The organism is Paenibacillus sp. 2KB_20 (genome assembly GCF_052115765.1).
Classification (GTDB): domain Bacteria; phylum Bacillota; class Bacilli; order Paenibacillales; family Paenibacillaceae; genus Paenibacillus_AQ.
The window spans coordinates 1-17923 of sequence record NZ_JBFRHH010000021.1; the positions used below are offsets into that span (position 1 = coordinate 1).

Consider the following 17923-nt stretch of genomic DNA (forward strand, 5'->3'; position numbering starts at 1 on the left):
GGTGGCGATGGCGGAAGGGTTCCACGCGTTCCCATACCGAACACGACCGTTAAGCCTTCCAGCGCCGATGGTACTTGGACCGAAGGGTCCCGGGAGAGTAGGACGTCGCCAAGCGAACAACCATAAAGACCGTTATCGAGTAATCGATAACGGTCTTTTCCTATATGCAGATAATTTGAACTACTTCATTACTTACTGCACTTCATGACTTATGCTTCAACCACGTTCCGCTGTCCATAAGGCAGCACCGTAAGGGTAGCGCTGCTGGGTTCGCCATGTCGGACGAATTCGATGACAATCTGCTGGCCAGGCTGCATCGATGTGACCTTATCCTCGAGCTCATCATAACTCCGAATGACCTGGCCAGCCGCTCTTGAAATGATATCGCCTTCCTCAATGACACCGTCTGCTGGTGTATGGGCAAACACCTCAATGACTTTGACGCCCTCTATACCCTCACGGCGGTATGTATAATGGTTCATGCCGATCCAGCTGGACCAGAAGGTGGACCGAATATCTTGGTCCGTCTCCAGCACGCTCTTCATATTCCGCATGAATCGGTATGTACCAAAGGCCATGTTATCCATCATCATATACTCTCGCTCATTGGACCATGATCCCGTGTACTCGATGTGGACCAAGGTTCCCTCGGTATGTGGTTCAATGGCCCAAATAGTAAGTTCCTGGTCCTCTCCCTTGAGCGTGAGTTTTCTGTAAGGGATAAGTTCCTCAATCGTACCAACATAGGATACGCCCCAGCCGTAATCAAGAGCGACTTGACCGCCTACCTTCAGGTCGATCTCACAATGGCGAGTCTCCCATTGATTGCGTTCTTGCGGATCGGTCAATGCTTTCCATACACGATCGGGTGTTGTATGGATGACAATCTCCCGCTGAACATGGTTAAAAATAGAGTCCATACCTATGATTCCTCCTCAAGATATTGTTTAAGTCTGCTTAACTTATTCTCCAGAATAGAGCCAAGCTCTTGTTGAAGTTCCGCATACCCTCGCTGAAAAGTCGGGGTATTCAATCGGTAGTAGCAATACTTGCCTTCTCTTCGCTCTAGTAACAGCTCCTCTTCCAGCAAGATAGCAAGATGCTTTTTTACAGCCGGCTGTGAGATATGGAATGACTTCACGATTTCCAGCTGGGGAAGTTCTCGATGAGCTACCATAGTTAGGATTTTCCTTCGGATGGGATCTGAAACGGCGCGGTACATATCACTCAAGAGTTGGAGTCCTCCCATCTCTTTTAAATATAACCTTTTGGTTATATGAATAAATTAATCATAATTATCCAACGGTTGGATGTCAATACGAAATATTTTAAAAAAAAATTGGGCTTTACAGAACCAAGACACTAGTGTACTATTTAACTATGACACCGATACATGAAGGAGTGAATGAAGAACCATGAATAGGAACGCATCAAATGAGGCAACAACCAATATAGAGAATGCCGCAACGGATTTAAAGAACGGAGTACACGCTTCAGCCTCCACGGAAAGGAAGAATGCCAAGCAAGGACCAGTCGTTCTGACCGTTGAACAAGTCACCAAAACGATTGGAAAGAAGAATATTGTCGATGGACTCTCCTTTGACATTCATCGCGGCGAAATTGTTGGTTTGCTTGGGCCGAACGGCGCGGGCAAAACAACAACCATTCGGATGATTGTAGGGTTGATTGAGATGACCCAAGGCGATGTACAGGTGAAAGGACACAGTATCAAGAAGGACTTCGTTCAAGCCGTTCGTCATATCGGGGGCATCATCGAGAATCCGGAATTCTACCCGTACATGAGCGGTTATGACAACCTGAGACAGTACCAGCGGATGTCCGAGGGTGTGACCATCACGAGAATCATGGAGGTTGTTAAGCTTGTTGGGCTCCAGGATGCCATCCACAAGAAGGTGCGTGCTTATTCCCTGGGAATGCGCCAACGGCTTGGAATAGCGCAGGCCTTGCTGCACAATCCATCCATCCTCATTCTTGACGAGCCGACGAACGGCCTGGATCCAGCCGGTATCCGCGAGATGCGGGATTACTTGAAGCAAATCGCCAAAGATGAGGGAATTGCCATTCTCGTATCTAGTCACCTGCTGTCGGAGATGGAACTGATGTGCAGCCGTGTGGTCGTTATCCAGGAAGGTAAATTTGTAACGGAGCGATCTATCGGGGGGACAGTCGTTAATGAAGAATTTACCACGGTAAGCTTCCGCGTGAATGACGTGGCCATGGCTGAACAAACGATTAGACACTTACAAAACATCACATTGCTCAACACTCAAATGGAAGAAGGAACCATTACCCTTCAACTTCATGAAGAAAATATTCCTGCGCTAATCCAGTCACTGTGTGATGCACGGGTACGGATTTACAGGGTAGAAGAGATCAAATCGTCACTTGAAGAAGAATTCTTAAAATGGACAGGAGGCAACCGCATTGCGTAGCTTTGGAAATCTCGTCTGGAATGAATGGCTCAAAATGTTTAAGAAACGCAGCTTCTTTCTGCCATATGCGCTTTTAGCCGGAATGGTGATCTTCATGGCGTTCTTGCTCTATAAGTTTTCCGGTGGGGGAAGTACCGGTTATGAATTTGCCGAGATAGCAGTAACAACCAAGGGAATGGGGCAAGTACTGACTTTGCTTGCCATTGTCGTGACGGCCGGAGCCGTAGCGAAGGAGCACAGCATGGGAACGATCAAATTGCTGCTTATACGTGCACAGAGCCGCACCAAGATTTTGGCATCGAAATATGTTGCCGTATTGATTTACATCTTAACACTGGTGGCCTTCATGTTTGCTGTAGCCGTGCTGACTGGTCAAATTACGTTCGGTATGGATGTCGGCTCCGTTACGCTTGGAGATGTGCTCATTGGAGCAGTGAACAACCTGGTGTATACGATCGTTTATGTAACGCTAACCTTTATGGTAGGCATTCTAACGAGATCTACCGGTCCTGCAATCGGCATCGGCATGTTCATGGTCATTATGGAAAGTATGGTGGTACAGCTGCTTGCGCGTTACTCCTGGTCTAAATACCTGCTGTTCCTGAACGTGGATCTCTCCATGTACAGCGGAGGGGCAGGCTCCCCAATTCCAGGCATGAGTTTAACATTCTCAATGATGATGCTCGCTGTATATCTCCTCTTGTTTCTTGCGATAGGCTTTGTTACGTTTAAAAAACGGGATGTCGCATAAGGGACCTGAGTTCGAGGTAGAGCGGCGGAAAGGAGCAACCCGACAGTGAGTATAGAATTCGACAATAATCTGCCGATCTATTTACAGATCATGACGTATCTAAAGAAAGAAATCATCATCGGTAAACTGCAGCCCGGTGATAAAATCCCATCGGTTCGAGAATTAGCGAGTGAGCTTCAAATAAATCCAAACACGGTGCAGCGAACTTTTCAGGAATTGGAGCGTGAGGGTATTGTGGAGACACGGAGAGGATTGGGCCGATACGTGACAAGCGAGGAATCCAAAATTATGGAAATCAAAAAAGAAATGGCCGGCGATCTGCTGGAACGCTTTATTCGCGGTATGCAGGAGCTTGGCTTTAAAGATCAGGACATCATATCGATCGTGGAAGATGCTGTGAAGCAGCCATGATCCATAGTGGAGGTGAAATCACGGTGGAGAATCTGTTACAGGTAAGAAACGTGACCAAAACATATGCCGGTGGTCGCAGAGCGTTACAGGATGTCAATCTGGATATCAGCGGTGGAAAAATCATTGGTTTGCTGGGCACCAATGGCAGCGGAAAGAGTACGCTCATGAAGATTGCGGCTGGGTTGATGCAGCCGACAAAGGGCGGCGCTTACGTGAATGGCAAACCGGTCGGCTTGGAAACCAAAGCCATCGTTTCCTTTATGCCGGACCGGCCCGTGACGGAATCTTGGATGAAGGTATCGGATGCGGTGGCATATTTTAAAGATTTTTATGAGGACTTTAATGTGGAGAAGGCCCGCAACATGCTGGAATTCATGAATTTAAAGACCCAAGACCGCATCAGTTCCTTGTCCAAAGGAATGAATGAGCGCCTGCAGTTAACACTGGCCTTGTCCCGTGAAGCCCAGCTGTATATGCTGGATGAGCCGATTGGCGGAGTGGATCCGGTAGCCCGGGGCAAAATTTTGGATGCGATAGTTGAATTCTACAATGAGGATAGCAGCATTATCATTTCAACCCATTTGGTCCGGGATATTGAGCGGATATTTGATGAAGTGATCTTTATTCAGGGCGGCGAAGTAGTGATGCATGACGAAGTTGAGAACATCCGCCTAAAACACGGAAAAAGCGTGGATGAGATGTTTAAAGAGGTGTATGCGGAATGATGAAACTGTTCAAATACGACTGGAAGAGAAACTCGACCACGTTGCTCGGTGCCTTCGCGATCCTTCTCATCGTTCAGATAGCGATCACCGTAACGGGCTCTATAAAAGATTGGGAGCTTGGAGTAAAGTTGGGTTTAAGTATGCTGGCTTATGGCTCTGTGAGTGTTCTCCTTCTTGTAGTCACTGGAAAGAACTTCGGCTATAACATAAAGGCATATCACCGGCGTTTACTCCCCGTACGTTCCGTGTGGAATGTGGTTTCATCACTTTTACTTGCATGTGTAAGCTTACTGGCACTTGGCATATTGATGGCTCTGCATTTATGGTATTACTGGAGCTCAGCCGGCATTTGGGAAAATATCAATTTCGCTGATGCTCCCGTTTCGTATTATGTCGGGTTTGCCCTGCTGATGATATGGAAATTCATCTATTTGATGATTGCGATATTTTTTGCAATTACCGTGTCCAGGAGCATCACGAAGAAGGGCAGTACATGGATCGGCATTCTGGTGTTCTTCGTATTGCAATATGTTCTTGGCTGGCTTAGCCAAGTACTCTTCGGAGATGAGGCAGCGTGGGTCGGCCCTATGGCTAACATTTCATTTTTTGAGAAAGAAGCAGACATTACGGTGTCGACAATGCAATATACATTAGCATGGGGGGGACTTGCTTTTGAAGTGATCATGGCCGCCTTGATCTTGTATGCAACAGTTTACCTCATCGACCGGAAAGTTGAGGTTTAACAAAAAAGAGTACTTGGAAATCCGGAAGATGAATGAAGAAGGTCTAGACTATAGAACGAACAAAGAGACTGCCTATCGAAGGCAGTTTTTTTGCATATGGAAGGAGATAACACGGGGAAAACAGAACTAGAACCATACCCATACCCGTACTGAGCAAGAGCGCAACCCTTCACTGCATCATTCTAATAAATATAGAAATAGTTTAAACATTATAACGTTATATTCACGTAACGCACGTTCTGTGCTATGCTATAATCACGACACTCAACTTATACAATGTAAACCGACGGGATAAGAGGATCTAAGGCTGGTCCGGCAAGGCTGAAGGAGTGAAGTTATGAAGATATTGGAACAGCGTTTTATTATACGCAATGTAAAGACGGTGCATGAGGATAAACCTTTTGACATTGTCATGGAGAACGGGTTCATAACCGAAATAACGGATGCGAACATGGCACACGGTGCCAACAGTTTTGATGGTACGGGACTATATGTGTCCAGCGGCTGGATCGATATGCACGTCCATGCGGTCGCTAAGCTGGAGCCTTACGGAGATGCCATCGACGAGATAGGCGTAAAGCAAGGGGTTGCCACCATTATCGACGCAGGGAGCTGTGGCGCGGATACAATTGGAGAGCTGGCATCCGAGGTTGCAAGGTCCAAGACGAATGTGTTTGCTTTTTTGAATATTTCCCATATCGGTCTGCAGCGGGTCGACGAGTTGTCCAGTTTGGAATGGATCGATGCTGAGAAGGCAACAAAGGCGGTATGCACCTATCCAGATCTGATCATTGGACTCAAGGCCAGAATCAGCAAAAGCGTAGTCAAGGAGAATGGGGTAGAGCCGCTTCGTCTTGCAAGAAAAATATCAGGAAAAACGTCGTTGCCGCTAATGGTACATATCGGGTCCGGGCCACCGCCGATTGAGGAAGTATTGGAACTGCTTCAGAAGGATGACATTATCACTCATTATTTAAATGGGAAGGCCAACAATTTATTTGATTCCGACGGAAAGCCGATTCCTGCCCTGGTGGAGGCGATAGCTCGTGGCGTTCATCTGGATGTGGGCCATGGAACGGCAAGCTTCTCGTTCTTGGTGGCAGAGTATGCCAAGACCCAAGGGATTAAACCTGACACGATCAGCACCGATATCTATCGCGGGAATCGCATTAATGGTCCGGTGTACAGCTTGGCTAATGTTCTGACGAAGTTTCTTTATTTGGGATACAGCTTGCAGGAGGTGATCTCAGCGGTAACGGACCATGCAGCAGGATGGCTGCGCCGTCCGGAGCTTGGCCGAATCCAAGTCGGCGATGCCGCTCACCTGACACTGTTTGCGATGCAGCAGGGGGCTATGAGTTTAACGGATTCCGAAGGGGAGACCCGGATCGCTGATCGATATATCGAAGCCAGAGGAGTGGTAGTCAATGGATCATTCATTACATGCTAAATATGGGTTGAAGCGCGTAGTTAATGCCAGCGGGCGCATGAGTATTCTTGGCGTATCGGCACCGACGGATACCGTCATGGAAGCGATGCGGATCGGTGGGCAGAGTTACGTGGAGATCGCGGATCTGGTTGATAAAGCAGGCGATTACATGGCGCGAATTCTCGGTTCCGAGGCAGCGGTTGTTGTCAATTCCGCTTCCAGCGGTATCGCTCTTTCCGTGGCTGGAATCGTCACCGAAGGCAATCGCAGGCGCAGTGACCGATTACACCAGGAGCCAATCGCGAAGAACGAGATTATCATGTTTAAGGGACATAACGTGCAATATGGGGCACCTGTTGAAACGATGGTTTATCTCGGAGGCGGCAAGGTCGTTGAAGTCGGGTATGCCAACGAAGGGCGTAAGGAGCACATCGCGGAAGCGATAAATGAGTGTACTGCAGCCATTTTGTACGTGAAATCTCATCACTGCGTGCAGAAAAATATGATCTCGGTGGAAGAAGCGGCAGAAGTGGCTCAGGCGCATGGACTTCCGCTAATCATTGATGCTGCTGCTGAAGAGGATATCCAGAAATATGTGAAATACGGGGATCTGGCCATATACAGCGGATCCAAGGCAATTGAAGGCCCGACCTCCGGCATTGTCGGCGGCAAACGCCAATATGTGGAGTGGGTGAAAGCGCAGCTGCATGGTATTGGGCGCAGTATGAAGGTCGGCAAGGAAACAACGTTTGGATTGCTTCAGGCGCTGGACGAGTATATGGTGAAGGAAGATAAGAGTGAGCAGGAGAAAGCGGCGCTGGAGGAAATGAAGTCCTTATCGAAATTGCCGGGCATTGAAGTAACCATTGTGCAGGACGAAGCGGGAAGGGCGATCTTCCGGGGGCGCGTGAAAGTCGATGAACATGCTGCCGGGGTTAGTGCAAAGTCCATGAACGATCAGCTTCGCGAAGGCGATATTGCCGTATACACCAGGGATTACGGCGTTCGCCAGGGGTATTTTGATATTGATCCTCGCTCGCTTTCCGGGGATGATTTGCAAGTCATTATAACGAGAATACAACAGATTGCAGGGGGAAACTAAAATGGCAAATATGGAGAAACGTCTTTATAGAAATCGCGCGGCACTGAACGTACTTGCAGGCAGCATTCAGAATGCGAAGGAAATTTTCGAAGCTGCGGAAGGGCATGTGGTGGTCGGCGTATTATCCAAAAATTATCCGAACGCGCAAGAAGCCGTTATTGCGATGAAGGAGTACGGCGCCGTTATCGAAGATGCGGTATCGATCGGATTGGGTGCCGGCGATAACCGTCAAGCTGGGGTGGTAGCCGAGATTGTGAAGAGCTACCCAGGCACGCATATCAATCAGGTGTTCCCAGCAGTTGGTGCTACACGTGCCAATCTGGATGGCAAAGAAAGCTGGATTAACAGCCTTGTGTCTCCTTCAGGTCAAGTGGGCTATGTAAATATTTCAACTGGACCGGTGAGCGCTGCCGGATCAGACAAAGCCATCGTACCTGTAAAAGCGGCCATCGCGCTTGTGCGCGACATGGGCGGTAACGCACTGAAGTACTTCCCGATGCAAGGCTTGGAGCTGGAGGATGAGTACCGCGCGGTAGCGAAGGCATGTGCGGAGGAAGGATTCGCGCTTGAACCAACAGGCGGGATTGATAAAGAGAATTTTGAAGCCATCGTGCGCATCGCATTCGAAGCGGGAGTGCAGCAGGTCATCCCGCACGTGTACTCTTCGATTATCGACTCGGCCAGTGGAGATACGATCATTAGCGATGTTCAAGAGCTGCATCTCAAGCTAAAAGCGCTGGTTGATCAATATGCCTAAGACGATTGCCGCATATGGCGAAGTGATGATGCGTCTTCAAGTACCGGGATATGCTTCCTTGGCTCAAGAGAGCCATCTGAATTACTCTTTTTCCGGGACGGGGGTAAATATCGCGTCGGCCGTGGCAAGGTTCGGCCATAACGGATATCTGGTCAGCACGCTGCCGGATAACCCGCTTGGTGAAGCGGCGATTTCCTACCTGCGCAAGCTTGGCATCGACACTGCGCTCATTAGCCGCGGAGGCAAATATGTCGGCATGTACTTTTTGGAGAATGGCTTTGGTGTAAGACCCGGACGTGTAACTTATACGGATCGACTGGGCAGCAGCTTTAATACGGCGGAGGATGCCATGTACGATTTCGGTGCGATTGCCGAAAAGATAGACATGGTCCATTTTTGCGGGATTACCCTTTCCATGAACGATACGGTACGGGGCCAAATGAAGACACTGGCTCGTGAAGTTAAGAAAAACGGCGGAACCGTTGTGTTCGATTGCAATTATCGTCCCACTTTATGGGGGGCGGACCGCTACGAGTTTGCCAAGCCGCACTATGAGGAAATGCTGTCTTTAGCGGATATCGTTTTTATGAATGAGAAAGATGCCATCTATATCCTTGGCATGGAGACGACCCGGGAGGATCAGAGCGAACAACTGCAGGAGTTGATCCCGAAGGTGGCAGCGAAGTATAATATTACGGTTGCGTCGGGTACCCACCGCAAGATCAACGGGGATAACACTCATTCCCTGCAAGGCTATCTCTACACGGATGGAGCGTTTCACTTTTCCAAAACCTTGACGTTTTCCGTCCATGACCGTATCGGCGCAGGTGATGCCTACGCCAGTGGGGTGATTCACGGGATCTCGGAGGGATATGAACCGAATCGGACGGTTGATTTTGCCGCAGCTGCGGCGATGCTTGCCCATACCGTAACAGGGGATACGCCGACGGCGAGCGAACGCGAAGTGCTTCAGGCAATGAGTCATCATATGTCTGACGTGGAAAGGTAGGAGGAAGCATGTCGATCACGCGGAAGAACGGTCCGTTATACTTGCAAATCAAGAAGATCATAAAAGATCGGATTCTGCATGGGGAGTATCCACTTGGCTCCCATATTCCTTCCGAGCCGCAGCTGGAACAGGAATTTACCGTTAGCAAAATGACGGTCCGCAATGCAATCCAGGAGTTGTATCAGGAAGGGTATGTAGAGAAGCGGAGCGGGGTAGGAACGATTGTGACCCGGAACACTTCCTTCTCCAAGCTTTCCAAAGGCAAGCTATTCACCGAAATTCTGGTCGAAGAAGGACACCAGATTCGGAAACGCCACCTGAAGACGGAATGGGTGCTCAATGAGCCGGATAGCGAATTGTTCTTAAAATTCGGGGAGCGGTGCCTGCTTATTGAACGTTTGTATTTACTGGACGGGAGCCCTTTCATTTACTACACCCACTATGTGTCATCCCAAGTGGATATGGGTGAAGAGTTTGGTTCCACCGAACTGCCGTCTCTGTATGACCGCATCGAGGAGAGTCAAATTACGCTGGAGAATTTCCGCGACCGTTTCCTGGCGACCGTGGCAAATGACGAGATTGCCTCCTTGCTTGAAGTAAGTATAGGCGCGCCGTTACTGAAGCGGCTCAGATCCTCTTATGATGGGACAGGCAGTATCATTGAATACAGCATCGGTTATTACAATACGGAATTACAGCACTACTTGATCAGTTATGACGCTTGAAGATGTAGACGATACAGGAGCACGATATGGAGAAGTGGCCTTGAGACCGGTTTTCACCCGGCATGAAGGCTGCTTCTTTTTTGTTGCCCTTTGAAATGAATTGTTCTTGGGAAAGAGGCTATAAGCGGTCAAAGAACTGGGTACAATAAGAATAACTGCTAACGCGATAAATTGAGAAGAACCCTCTTGGCAAAATGAAAAAATGTGCTATAATGAGATTAAAGTCAAAGAAAGTCAAAGTCAACGAGAGGGTTCGCTGATTTTGATTATGGTTAAAATTAAGTATAAGCAAGGCTCTGTGCGGACGTGTAAGATCACTATCCGTCTTAACGTTTCAAACAGTGGAGGATGAACAGACCAATGCGTAATATCTCTGATATTATCGAACAATACCTGAAGAGCATACTGCAGGAAAGTCCGGAGGGTACCGTTGAAATTCAACGCAACGATCTAGCGGAGCAATTTTCTTGCGTTCCTTCCCAGATCAACTACGTGATCAGTACACGGTTCACGCTTGAGAAGGGCTTTCTTGTCGAGAGCAAGCGCGGCGGGGGCGGGTACATACGCATCCAGCGTATCGAGCTTCCCCAGCATACTGCACTCCAGCAGCATCTTCACCATACCATTGGCAGCATGATTGATCAGACGGTGGCTGAAGGATTGATTTACCAGCTGGAGGAATCCCGGTTTTTAACGAGGCGGGAGGCCAGCCTGATGCGGGCCGCCATTTCGAGGGAGTGCCTGAATGTGAAGCTTCCTTATCGGGATGAGCTGCGTGCAAGGATTATGAAGGCGATGCTTATTTCTTTATTAGGTAAGTGAGTCTGTGTAAGGAGGCATCGGATTATGTTATGCCAAGAATGCGGTAAACGGCCGGCGACACTTCATTTCACCAAAATTGTGAACGGGGAGAAAACGGAGTTTCATTTTTGTGAAACCTGTGCCCGTGAAAAAGGGGAATTGATCCCCGGCACGTCGAATGGTTTTTCTATACACAGTTTGCTGTCAGGTCTTCTGGATCTGGATCCTTCAGGCAAGGGCCAGAGCCCCGGTGCAAAAATGGCTCAGACGCTGCAATGTGAAGAATGCGGTATGACGTATTCCCAGTTCAGCAAGCTTGGCCGGTTCGGCTGCAGCTCGTGTTATAAATATTTCTCGGATCGATTGGATCCATTGTTTAAGCGAGTCCATGGGGGGACTTCCCATGTCGGCAAAGTGCCGAAGCGTACGGGTGGCCGGATTCAGATCAAACGCCAAATCGATGACCTTAAGAAGGAGCTTCAAATTCGGATCGTGCAGGAGGAGTTTGAAACGGCTGCCGAGATACGGGACCAAATCCGTGAGCTGGAGCGAAATATGGCTCAGGAATAAGATTGTAAGATTTTGCACTTTAGTAGGAGGAATGCGTGATGTCTAATCTCCGGTTTACCGATTCGGCGCTGAGCGAGTGGATGCGCGGGAACGGTCAGGATTCCGACATTGTCATCAGCACCCGTGTCAGGGTGGCGCGCAATCTGCAGCATCTTCCTTTCCCGCTGCTGGCAACGGATCAGCAGTCAGGAGAAGTGCTAGAGCGCCTGACGGATGTATTGAAGAATAAGGACGATTTGCAGGAATTCGGGGATTTGCATGTAATTAAATTAAGTGAGATTGATGAGCTGGATAAGAAGGTTCTTGTTGAGAAGCATCTAATCAGTCCCAATCTGGCGAATGAATCCCGAAACGGTGCAGTCATCCTTACTGAAGATGAATCCGTCAGCATTATGATCAATGAAGAGGATCACCTGCGCATCCAGTGTTTATATCCCGGATTTCAGGTTCGTGAGGCATGGGCACGTGCGACGGCGCTGGATGATGTTTTTGAATCCGAGATCGATTATGCGTTTGATGACAAGCGAGGTTATCTTACAAGCTGTCCGACGAATGTCGGCACCGGTCTTCGCGCATCCGTCATGATGCATTTGCCCGCTCTTGTTATGACACAGCAGATTAACCGGATTCTCTCAGCTGTATCGCAGGTAGGCTTGACGGTAAGAGGGATTTACGGTGAAGGCAGTGAAGCGTTAGGCAACCTGTTTCAAATCTCGAATCAGATTACGCTCGGTCAAACCGAGTCGGAGATCATTGAGAATCTTCACAGCGTCGCCCTGCAAATCATCGAGCATGAGAAGAATGCCAGAGCCCGGCTCTTGGGTGAATCCAAGCTTCGGATTACGGATCGGGTCATGCGCTCCTATGGCATACTGTCCTATGCGGCGGTGATGGATTCCAAGGAAGCAGCCCAGCGTTTATCCGATGTTCGGCTTGGTGTGGATCTCGGCCTCTTGGAAGGCCCGGAAATCCCGGTCATGAATGAACTGAATGTGAAGACACAGCCGGGCTTTCTGCAGAAGACCTATGGAGAAGGAATGACTCCTTCCGAACGCGACATGTACAGGGCTAGGCTCATCAGAGAAACACTGGGTACCCATTAAGGATCTATACTCGTTTTACAGTTGGATGACGGTGTAAGCGTCCTATAGCTGACGATACACCGAAATCCGCGAGGTTCAATATATTAATTGAAACGTGGAGGTGCAATACTATGATGTTTGGCAGATTTACGGAACGTGCACAAAAGGTGCTTGCATTGGCTCAGGAAGAAGCGGTACGTCTGGGTCACAACAATATCGGCACAGAACATATCCTGCTAGGACTTATTCGTGAAGGAGACGGCATTGCAGCCAAAGCGCTGATCGGACTTGGACTTGGTCTTGAGAAAATTCAGGATGAAGTCGAAACATTAATCGGACGCGGACAGGAGCAGCCTACCAACATTGCTTATACGCCTAGAGCGAAAAAAGTAATTGAGCTCTCCATGGACGAAGCTCGCAAGCTTGGTCATACCTACGTAGGTACTGAGCATATTCTGCTGGGGCTCATTCGTGAAGGCGAAGGGGTTGCGGCACGTGTGCTAAACAACCTGGGCATTAGCCTGAACAAAGCCCGCCAGCAAGTACTGCAGCTGCTTGGCAGCAGCGAAGCGGTATCGAGCCATCATGGCACGCCGCAAAACGTAAGCACGCCTACACTCGACAGTCTCGCTCGCGATCTGACCGCCATTGCCAAAGAAGGCAATCTGGATCCGGTCATCGGACGCAGCAAAGAAATCGAGCGCGTGATTCAGGTGCTGAGCCGCCGTACGAAGAACAACCCGGTGTTGATTGGTGAACCAGGGGTAGGTAAAACGGCGATTGCCGAAGGCCTGGCACAACGCATCATTAACAACGAAATTCCGGAGACACTGCGTGACAAACGCGTCATGACGCTGGATATGGGCTCGGTTGTTGCTGGAACCAAATACCGCGGCGAGTTTGAGGATCGCCTGAAAAAAATTATGGATGAGATTCGTCAAGCGGGTAACATTGTTCTGTTCATCGATGAGCTTCATACCTTGATCGGTGCAGGCGGTGCAGAAGGTGCGATTGACGCTTCCAATATTCTTAAGCCATCATTGGCTCGCGGAGAGCTTCAGTGCATCGGGGCAACCACCCTGGATGAATACCGCAAATATATTGAAAAAGACGCTGCTCTCGAGCGTCGTTTCCAACCGATTACGGTGGACCAACCGTCGCCGGAGGAAGCCATTCAGATTCTGTATGGACTGCGTGACCGTTACGAAGCGCATCACCGCGTGAAAATTACGGATGAAGCGATCGAGCAGGCTGTGAAATTGTCCGACCGCTACATTACGGACCGCTTCCTGCCGGATAAAGCGATTGACCTGATTGACGAGGCCGGTTCGAAAGTTCGCCTTCATACGTATACCATACCGCCAAATCTGAAAGATCAAGAAGCGCATCTGGAGGACATCCGCAAAGAGAAGGACGCAGCTGTCCAAAGCCAGGAATTCGAGAAAGCTGCAGCGCTGCGCGATACGGAGCAGAAGCTGCGTGAAGAGCTTGAAATTACGAAGAATCAATGGAAAGAAAAACAAGGACGTACCGATTCCGAGGTAACTCCGGAGGATATCGCAGACGTTGTAGCCAACTGGACTGGTATTCCTGTGAATAAACTGAAAGAAGAAGAGACCGAGCGTCTTCTGAATCTGGAAGAAATTCTGCACAGCCGGGTGATCGGTCAAGAGGAAGCGGTCAAAGCGGTCAGCCGTGCGGTTCGCCGGGCACGTGCAGGCCTGAAAGATCCGAAGCGCCCAATGGGCTCCTTCATCTTCCTGGGTCCTACCGGGGTAGGTAAAACCGAACTGGCACGCGCCCTTGCGGAAGCGATGTTCGGAGATGAGAATGCGGTTGTGCGGATCGATATGTCCGAGTACATGGAGAAGCATTCCACATCACGTCTCGTCGGAGCGCCTCCGGGATATGTCGGCTATGAAGAAGGCGGTCAGCTGACCGAGAAGGTACGCCGCAAACCATATTCCGTTGTGCTGCTCGATGAAATCGAGAAGGCACACCCTGAGGTATTCAACATCTTGCTTCAGGTGCTGGAAGACGGACGCTTGACCGACTCCAAGGGCCGCGTGGTGGACTTCCGCAACACCCTGATCATCCTGACCTCCAACGTGGGAGCGGAAGCCATCAAGAAGAACTCTACGCTTGGGTTTACTGCAGTGACGGATGCAGGTCGCGATTATAACAACATGAAAGGCAAAGTGATGGATGAGCTCAAGAAGAGCTTCCGTCCGGAGTTCTTGAACCGGATTGACGAGATCATCGTGTTCCACTCTCTGGAAGAGAAACACATTGCCCAAATCGTGACATTGATGTCCGACGAGCTGCGTAAACGTCTGAAGGAATTCGAGGTGCATTTCGAGCTCACAGACAAAGCGAAGGCTTTCATTGCGAAGGAAGGATACGATCCGGCCTTCGGTGCACGCCCACTGCGCCGGGCTATCCAGAAGCACATCGAGGATCGCCTCTCCGAGGAGCTGCTGAAAGGTACTGTGGCCAAGGGTGACTCGCTCACCATTGATGAGGCAAATGGCGAGCTGGTTGTACACAAGAACGAGAGCGTCACTGCCGCATCAGCCGAAACGGAATAAGTGTAACTTCAACCCCCGTTGGATTAAAACCAGCGGGGGTTTTTGATTTTAATGTTAATGGAAGATGAAGGTTTTGTTGGGGCAGAGACTTGGATGCTCAGAAGTCATTGAATGCAATGACGCGATCGTAAGAACGATCCGGCAGCGAAGCGGACATGTGTGGTTTAACGACCCTTCAAATTCGAAACATCTCGCGTAAAGTTTCCAATTAACCTTTACGCCCAATTATAAGAAATGGTAAACTTTGAGTAATGCCTGATTTTGCAGGGTTTTACGAAATCCGACAAATGATGTGCGACATAAAGGAGACTTACATGGCAAAAACTAAAACGAAATTTTTCTGTACCGAGTGCGGCTATGAAGCGCCTAAATGGTTCGGAAAATGTCCGGGCTGCCAATCATGGAACTCCATGGTAGAAGAGACCGAGACGGTAATCAAGACGCAGGGGATGAATTCCCCTCTTTTTCATAGTAAAGAAAAACCCCTTTCGATCATAAATATAGAAAGCGGTAAAGAACCCAGAATCCAGACGGGCATTGCGGAATTGAACCGCGTGCTCGGCGGCGGGCTTGTTCCGGGCTCGCTGGTGTTAGTCGGCGGTGACCCCGGCATCGGCAAATCCACGCTGCTGCTGCAAGCCTCCAATCGATTGGCCCAGAACGGTATTCGCGTTCTGTACATTTCCGGTGAGGAATCCGTACGCCAGACCAAACTGCGTGCAGATCGGCTCGGGGCGCTGTCTCCGGAGCTGTTTGTCCTGTGTGAAACCAATCTGGAATCGATTGAGGAAGCCATTGAGAACGTGCAACCTGGCTTTGTTGTCATTGACTCCATTCAGACGGTGTATTTGCCGGAGGTAACCAGTGCGCCGGGCAGCGTTTCCCAGGTGCGGGAGTGTACGGCACGCTTCATGCGATTGGCGAAGGTAAAGGGCATAGCGACCGTCCTGGTCGGTCATGTGACCAAGGAAGGCGCTATTGCAGGCCCAAGGATGCTGGAGCACATGGTGGACTGTGTGCTTTATTTTGAAGGAGAGCGTCACCATACTTACCGTTTGCTTCGTGCGGTAAAGAACCGTTTCGGTTCGACGAATGAGATTGGTATTTTTGAGATGGGTGAGGACGGACTTCGGGAAGTCGGGAATCCATCGGAACTGTTTTTATCTGAACGGCCCTTAGGGGTAGCCGGTTCGACCGTTGTTGCAAGCATGGAGGGAACTCGTCCGGTTCTGGTCGAGCTGCAGGCGCTCATCTCCACAACCCACTTCCCGTCCCCGCGCCGGATGGGCACAGGGGTGGACCACCACCGCATGAATTTGATCATTGCCGTGCTGGAGAAACGGATGGGCATGTACCTGCAAACGCAAGACGCCTATCTGAATGTTGCCGGCGGCGTGAAGCTCGATGAGCCAGCGGTGGATTTGGCCATAGCGGTTAGCATTGCATCCAGCTTCCGCGACATTCCGACCAAGCCGTATGATGTCATCTTTGGCGAGGTTGGTCTGACCGGCGAGGTTCGTGCCGTTTCCAGAGCGGAACAAAGGGTAAGGGAAGCCGAGAAGCTGGGCTTTAAGCGCGTACTCATGCCGGAGAAGAGTTTAAAGGGATGGAAGCATCCGAAAGGAATACAAATTATAGGAGTAAACACCGTTGCAGATGCATTAGCGGTTGCGTTAGATTAGGGGGCATACGAAGGTGAAAGAAACGAGCCAACTGGACAAAATGAATGATTTGCTAAAGCTGGTAGCACCGGGAACGCCGTTTCGCGACGGACTGGAGAACGTGCTGCGGGCAAAGACGGGCGCCCTGATCGTTGTGGGCTACAGCCCGGAAGTAATGGAAGTTGTCGACGGCGGCTTCTCCATTAACTGCGATTTTTCGCCAAACTATTTATACGAGCTGGCCAAGATGGACGGCGCCATCATCCTAAGTGAAGACTTGAAACGTATCTTATATGCGAATACCCAGTTGATTCCGGATTCTTCGATCTCTTCCATCGAGACGGGGATACGGCACAGAACAGCGGAGCGGGTAGCGAAACAGACAGGCAAGCTGGTTGTGTCCATCTCGCAGCGCCGAAACATTATTACGCTGTATCAAGGGTCGCTGCGGTATGCATTGAAGGAAATCGGCGTAATCTTAACCAAGGCGAATCAGGCTATACAGACCTTGGAGCGATACCGAGTGGTGCTTAATCAATCGCTTACCAACCTCTCGGCATCTGAATTTGAAGAATTGGTCACCATTCCGGAAGTCGTGAATGTGATTCAGCGCGTCGAGATGGTGCTCCGCATCAAGAAGGAGATCAAGCGCTATATCAACGAGCTCGGCAACGAAGGTCGTTTGATCAGCATGCAGATGGATGAGCTTGTAAGCAACATAGAGGAAGAGGCTTGGCTGCTGTATGCGGACTATGCCCGGGAGTACAGCGAGGAGAAGATCCGCGAGATCATTCTTGCGTTGAAGCGTTCAACGGATGAGGAACTGCTGGACATTCATCATATTGTAAGGCTTCTTGGCTATCCGGCTTCCGCCGCTGCTTCGGAGGAAGAAATACTGCCGCGTGGTTACCGGATTTTGAACAAAATCCCGCGCCTTCCGAATGTGATCGTACGTAATCTGGTCGACCAGTTCCATGATTTATCCAGCATTATGATCGCTTCCATCCATGAACTTGATGAAGTGGACGGGATTGGCGAAGTTCGCGCACGGACCATTAAAGAAGGCCTGAAACGATTGCAAGAACAAGTATTCATTGACAGACAAATCTAAAAGAC

The 17923-nt window shown here is 49.7% G+C and carries 18 protein-coding genes and 1 rRNA gene; 17 read left to right on the plus strand and 2 right to left on the minus strand.

Annotation, left to right across the window (positions count from 1 at the left end; genetic code table 11):
* A 5S ribosomal RNA gene (gene rrf / locus AB4124_RS31575) occupies window positions 1-114 on the plus strand; the annotation flags it as partial.
* Between the two features lie 95 nt (window positions 115-209).
* On the opposite strand, the gene AB4124_RS31580 is transcribed toward rrf, so the two are convergent.
* Together AB4124_RS31580 and AB4124_RS31585 are read right to left on the minus strand one after the other, a co-directional pair.
* Entirely contained in the window at window positions 210-920 is a 711-nt protein-coding gene (locus AB4124_RS31580; RefSeq protein ID WP_441975267.1) for an SRPBCC domain-containing protein, read from the minus strand.
* Window positions 921-922: 2 nt separating this feature from the next.
* Window positions 923-1222 carry a metalloregulator ArsR/SmtB family transcription factor gene (locus AB4124_RS31585; protein WP_441975282.1) on the minus strand — a complete coding sequence of 100 codons (300 nt, stop codon included), beginning with the start codon at window positions 1220-1222 and terminating at the stop codon, window positions 923-925.
* Window positions 1223-1415: 193 nt separating this feature from the next.
* On the opposite strand from AB4124_RS31585, the gene AB4124_RS31590 reads away from it, so the two are divergent.
* The 16 genes from AB4124_RS31590 (at window position 1416) to disA (ending at window position 17918) form a co-directional block, all read left to right on the plus strand.
* Window positions 1416-2453 (plus strand): ABC transporter ATP-binding protein, encoded by a 1038-nt coding sequence (locus AB4124_RS31590; RefSeq protein WP_441975268.1) that lies wholly within the window; start codon window positions 1416-1418, stop codon window positions 2451-2453.
* On the plus strand, window positions 2446-3204 hold the full coding sequence (locus AB4124_RS31595; protein ID WP_076326255.1) for an ABC transporter permease: 759 nt from the start codon (window positions 2446-2448) through the stop codon (window positions 3202-3204). Before AB4124_RS31590 ends, AB4124_RS31595 begins: the two co-directional genes overlap by 8 nt.
* A 45-nt stretch (window positions 3205-3249) precedes the next feature.
* Window positions 3250-3615, plus strand: coding sequence for a GntR family transcriptional regulator (locus AB4124_RS31600; RefSeq protein WP_076326254.1), 366 nt, complete (start codon window positions 3250-3252; stop codon window positions 3613-3615).
* Window positions 3616-3638: 23 nt separating this feature from the next.
* Complete coding sequence (locus AB4124_RS31605) at window positions 3639-4340, plus strand: ABC transporter ATP-binding protein (protein ID WP_179090740.1); 702 nt, start codon at window positions 3639-3641, stop codon at window positions 4338-4340.
* Window positions 4337-5083: a hypothetical protein gene (locus AB4124_RS31610; RefSeq protein ID WP_441975269.1), complete on the plus strand. Its 747-nt coding sequence runs from the start codon at window positions 4337-4339 to the stop codon at window positions 5081-5083. The genes AB4124_RS31605 and AB4124_RS31610 overlap by 4 nt, the downstream gene beginning before the upstream one ends.
* A 346-nt stretch (window positions 5084-5429) precedes the next feature.
* Complete coding sequence (locus AB4124_RS31615; RefSeq protein WP_441975283.1) at window positions 5430-6533, plus strand: amidohydrolase/deacetylase family metallohydrolase; 1104 nt, start codon at window positions 5430-5432, stop codon at window positions 6531-6533.
* Window positions 6511-7614: a DgaE family pyridoxal phosphate-dependent ammonia lyase gene (locus AB4124_RS31620; RefSeq protein WP_441975270.1), complete on the plus strand. Its 1104-nt coding sequence runs from the start codon at window positions 6511-6513 to the stop codon at window positions 7612-7614. The genes AB4124_RS31615 and AB4124_RS31620 overlap by 23 nt, the downstream gene beginning before the upstream one ends.
* 1 nt (window position 7615) lies before the next feature.
* Window positions 7616-8371, plus strand: a complete 756-nt coding sequence (gene dagF / locus AB4124_RS31625; protein ID WP_076326250.1) for a 2-dehydro-3-deoxy-phosphogluconate aldolase — start codon at window positions 7616-7618, stop codon at window positions 8369-8371.
* Window positions 8364-9380 carry a sugar kinase gene (locus tag AB4124_RS31630; protein WP_339291813.1) on the plus strand — a complete coding sequence of 339 codons (1017 nt, stop codon included), beginning with the start codon at window positions 8364-8366 and terminating at the stop codon, window positions 9378-9380. Before dagF ends, AB4124_RS31630 begins: the two co-directional genes overlap by 8 nt.
* 8 nt (window positions 9381-9388) lie before the next feature.
* Entirely contained in the window at window positions 9389-10105 is a 717-nt protein-coding gene (locus tag AB4124_RS31635; RefSeq protein WP_441975271.1) for a GntR family transcriptional regulator, read from the plus strand.
* A gap of 360 nt (window positions 10106-10465) precedes the next feature.
* Window positions 10466-10927 (plus strand): CtsR family transcriptional regulator, encoded by a 462-nt coding sequence (locus AB4124_RS31640; protein WP_006212959.1) that lies wholly within the window; start codon window positions 10466-10468, stop codon window positions 10925-10927.
* A gap of 24 nt (window positions 10928-10951) precedes the next feature.
* The gene (locus AB4124_RS31645) at window positions 10952-11476 is read left to right on the plus strand and encodes a UvrB/UvrC motif-containing protein (RefSeq protein ID WP_430113177.1); all 525 of its coding nucleotides are present in this window, start codon (window positions 10952-10954) and stop codon (window positions 11474-11476) included.
* A 38-nt stretch (window positions 11477-11514) separates the two neighbouring features.
* Entirely contained in the window at window positions 11515-12579 is a 1065-nt protein-coding gene (locus AB4124_RS31650) for a protein arginine kinase (RefSeq protein WP_441975272.1), read from the plus strand.
* A gap of 110 nt (window positions 12580-12689) precedes the next feature.
* Window positions 12690-15146: an ATP-dependent protease ATP-binding subunit ClpC gene (clpC, locus tag AB4124_RS31655; protein WP_076326245.1), complete on the plus strand. Its 2457-nt coding sequence runs from the start codon at window positions 12690-12692 to the stop codon at window positions 15144-15146.
* Window positions 15147-15460: 314 nt separating this feature from the next.
* Window positions 15461-16828 carry a DNA repair protein RadA gene (gene radA, locus AB4124_RS31660; RefSeq protein WP_009594669.1) on the plus strand — a complete coding sequence of 456 codons (1368 nt, stop codon included), beginning with the start codon at window positions 15461-15463 and terminating at the stop codon, window positions 16826-16828.
* A gap of 13 nt (window positions 16829-16841) precedes the next feature.
* Window positions 16842-17918, plus strand: a complete 1077-nt coding sequence (disA, locus tag AB4124_RS31665) for a DNA integrity scanning diadenylate cyclase DisA (protein WP_076326243.1) — start codon at window positions 16842-16844, stop codon at window positions 17916-17918.
* Window positions 17919-17923: the final 5 nt, after the last annotated feature.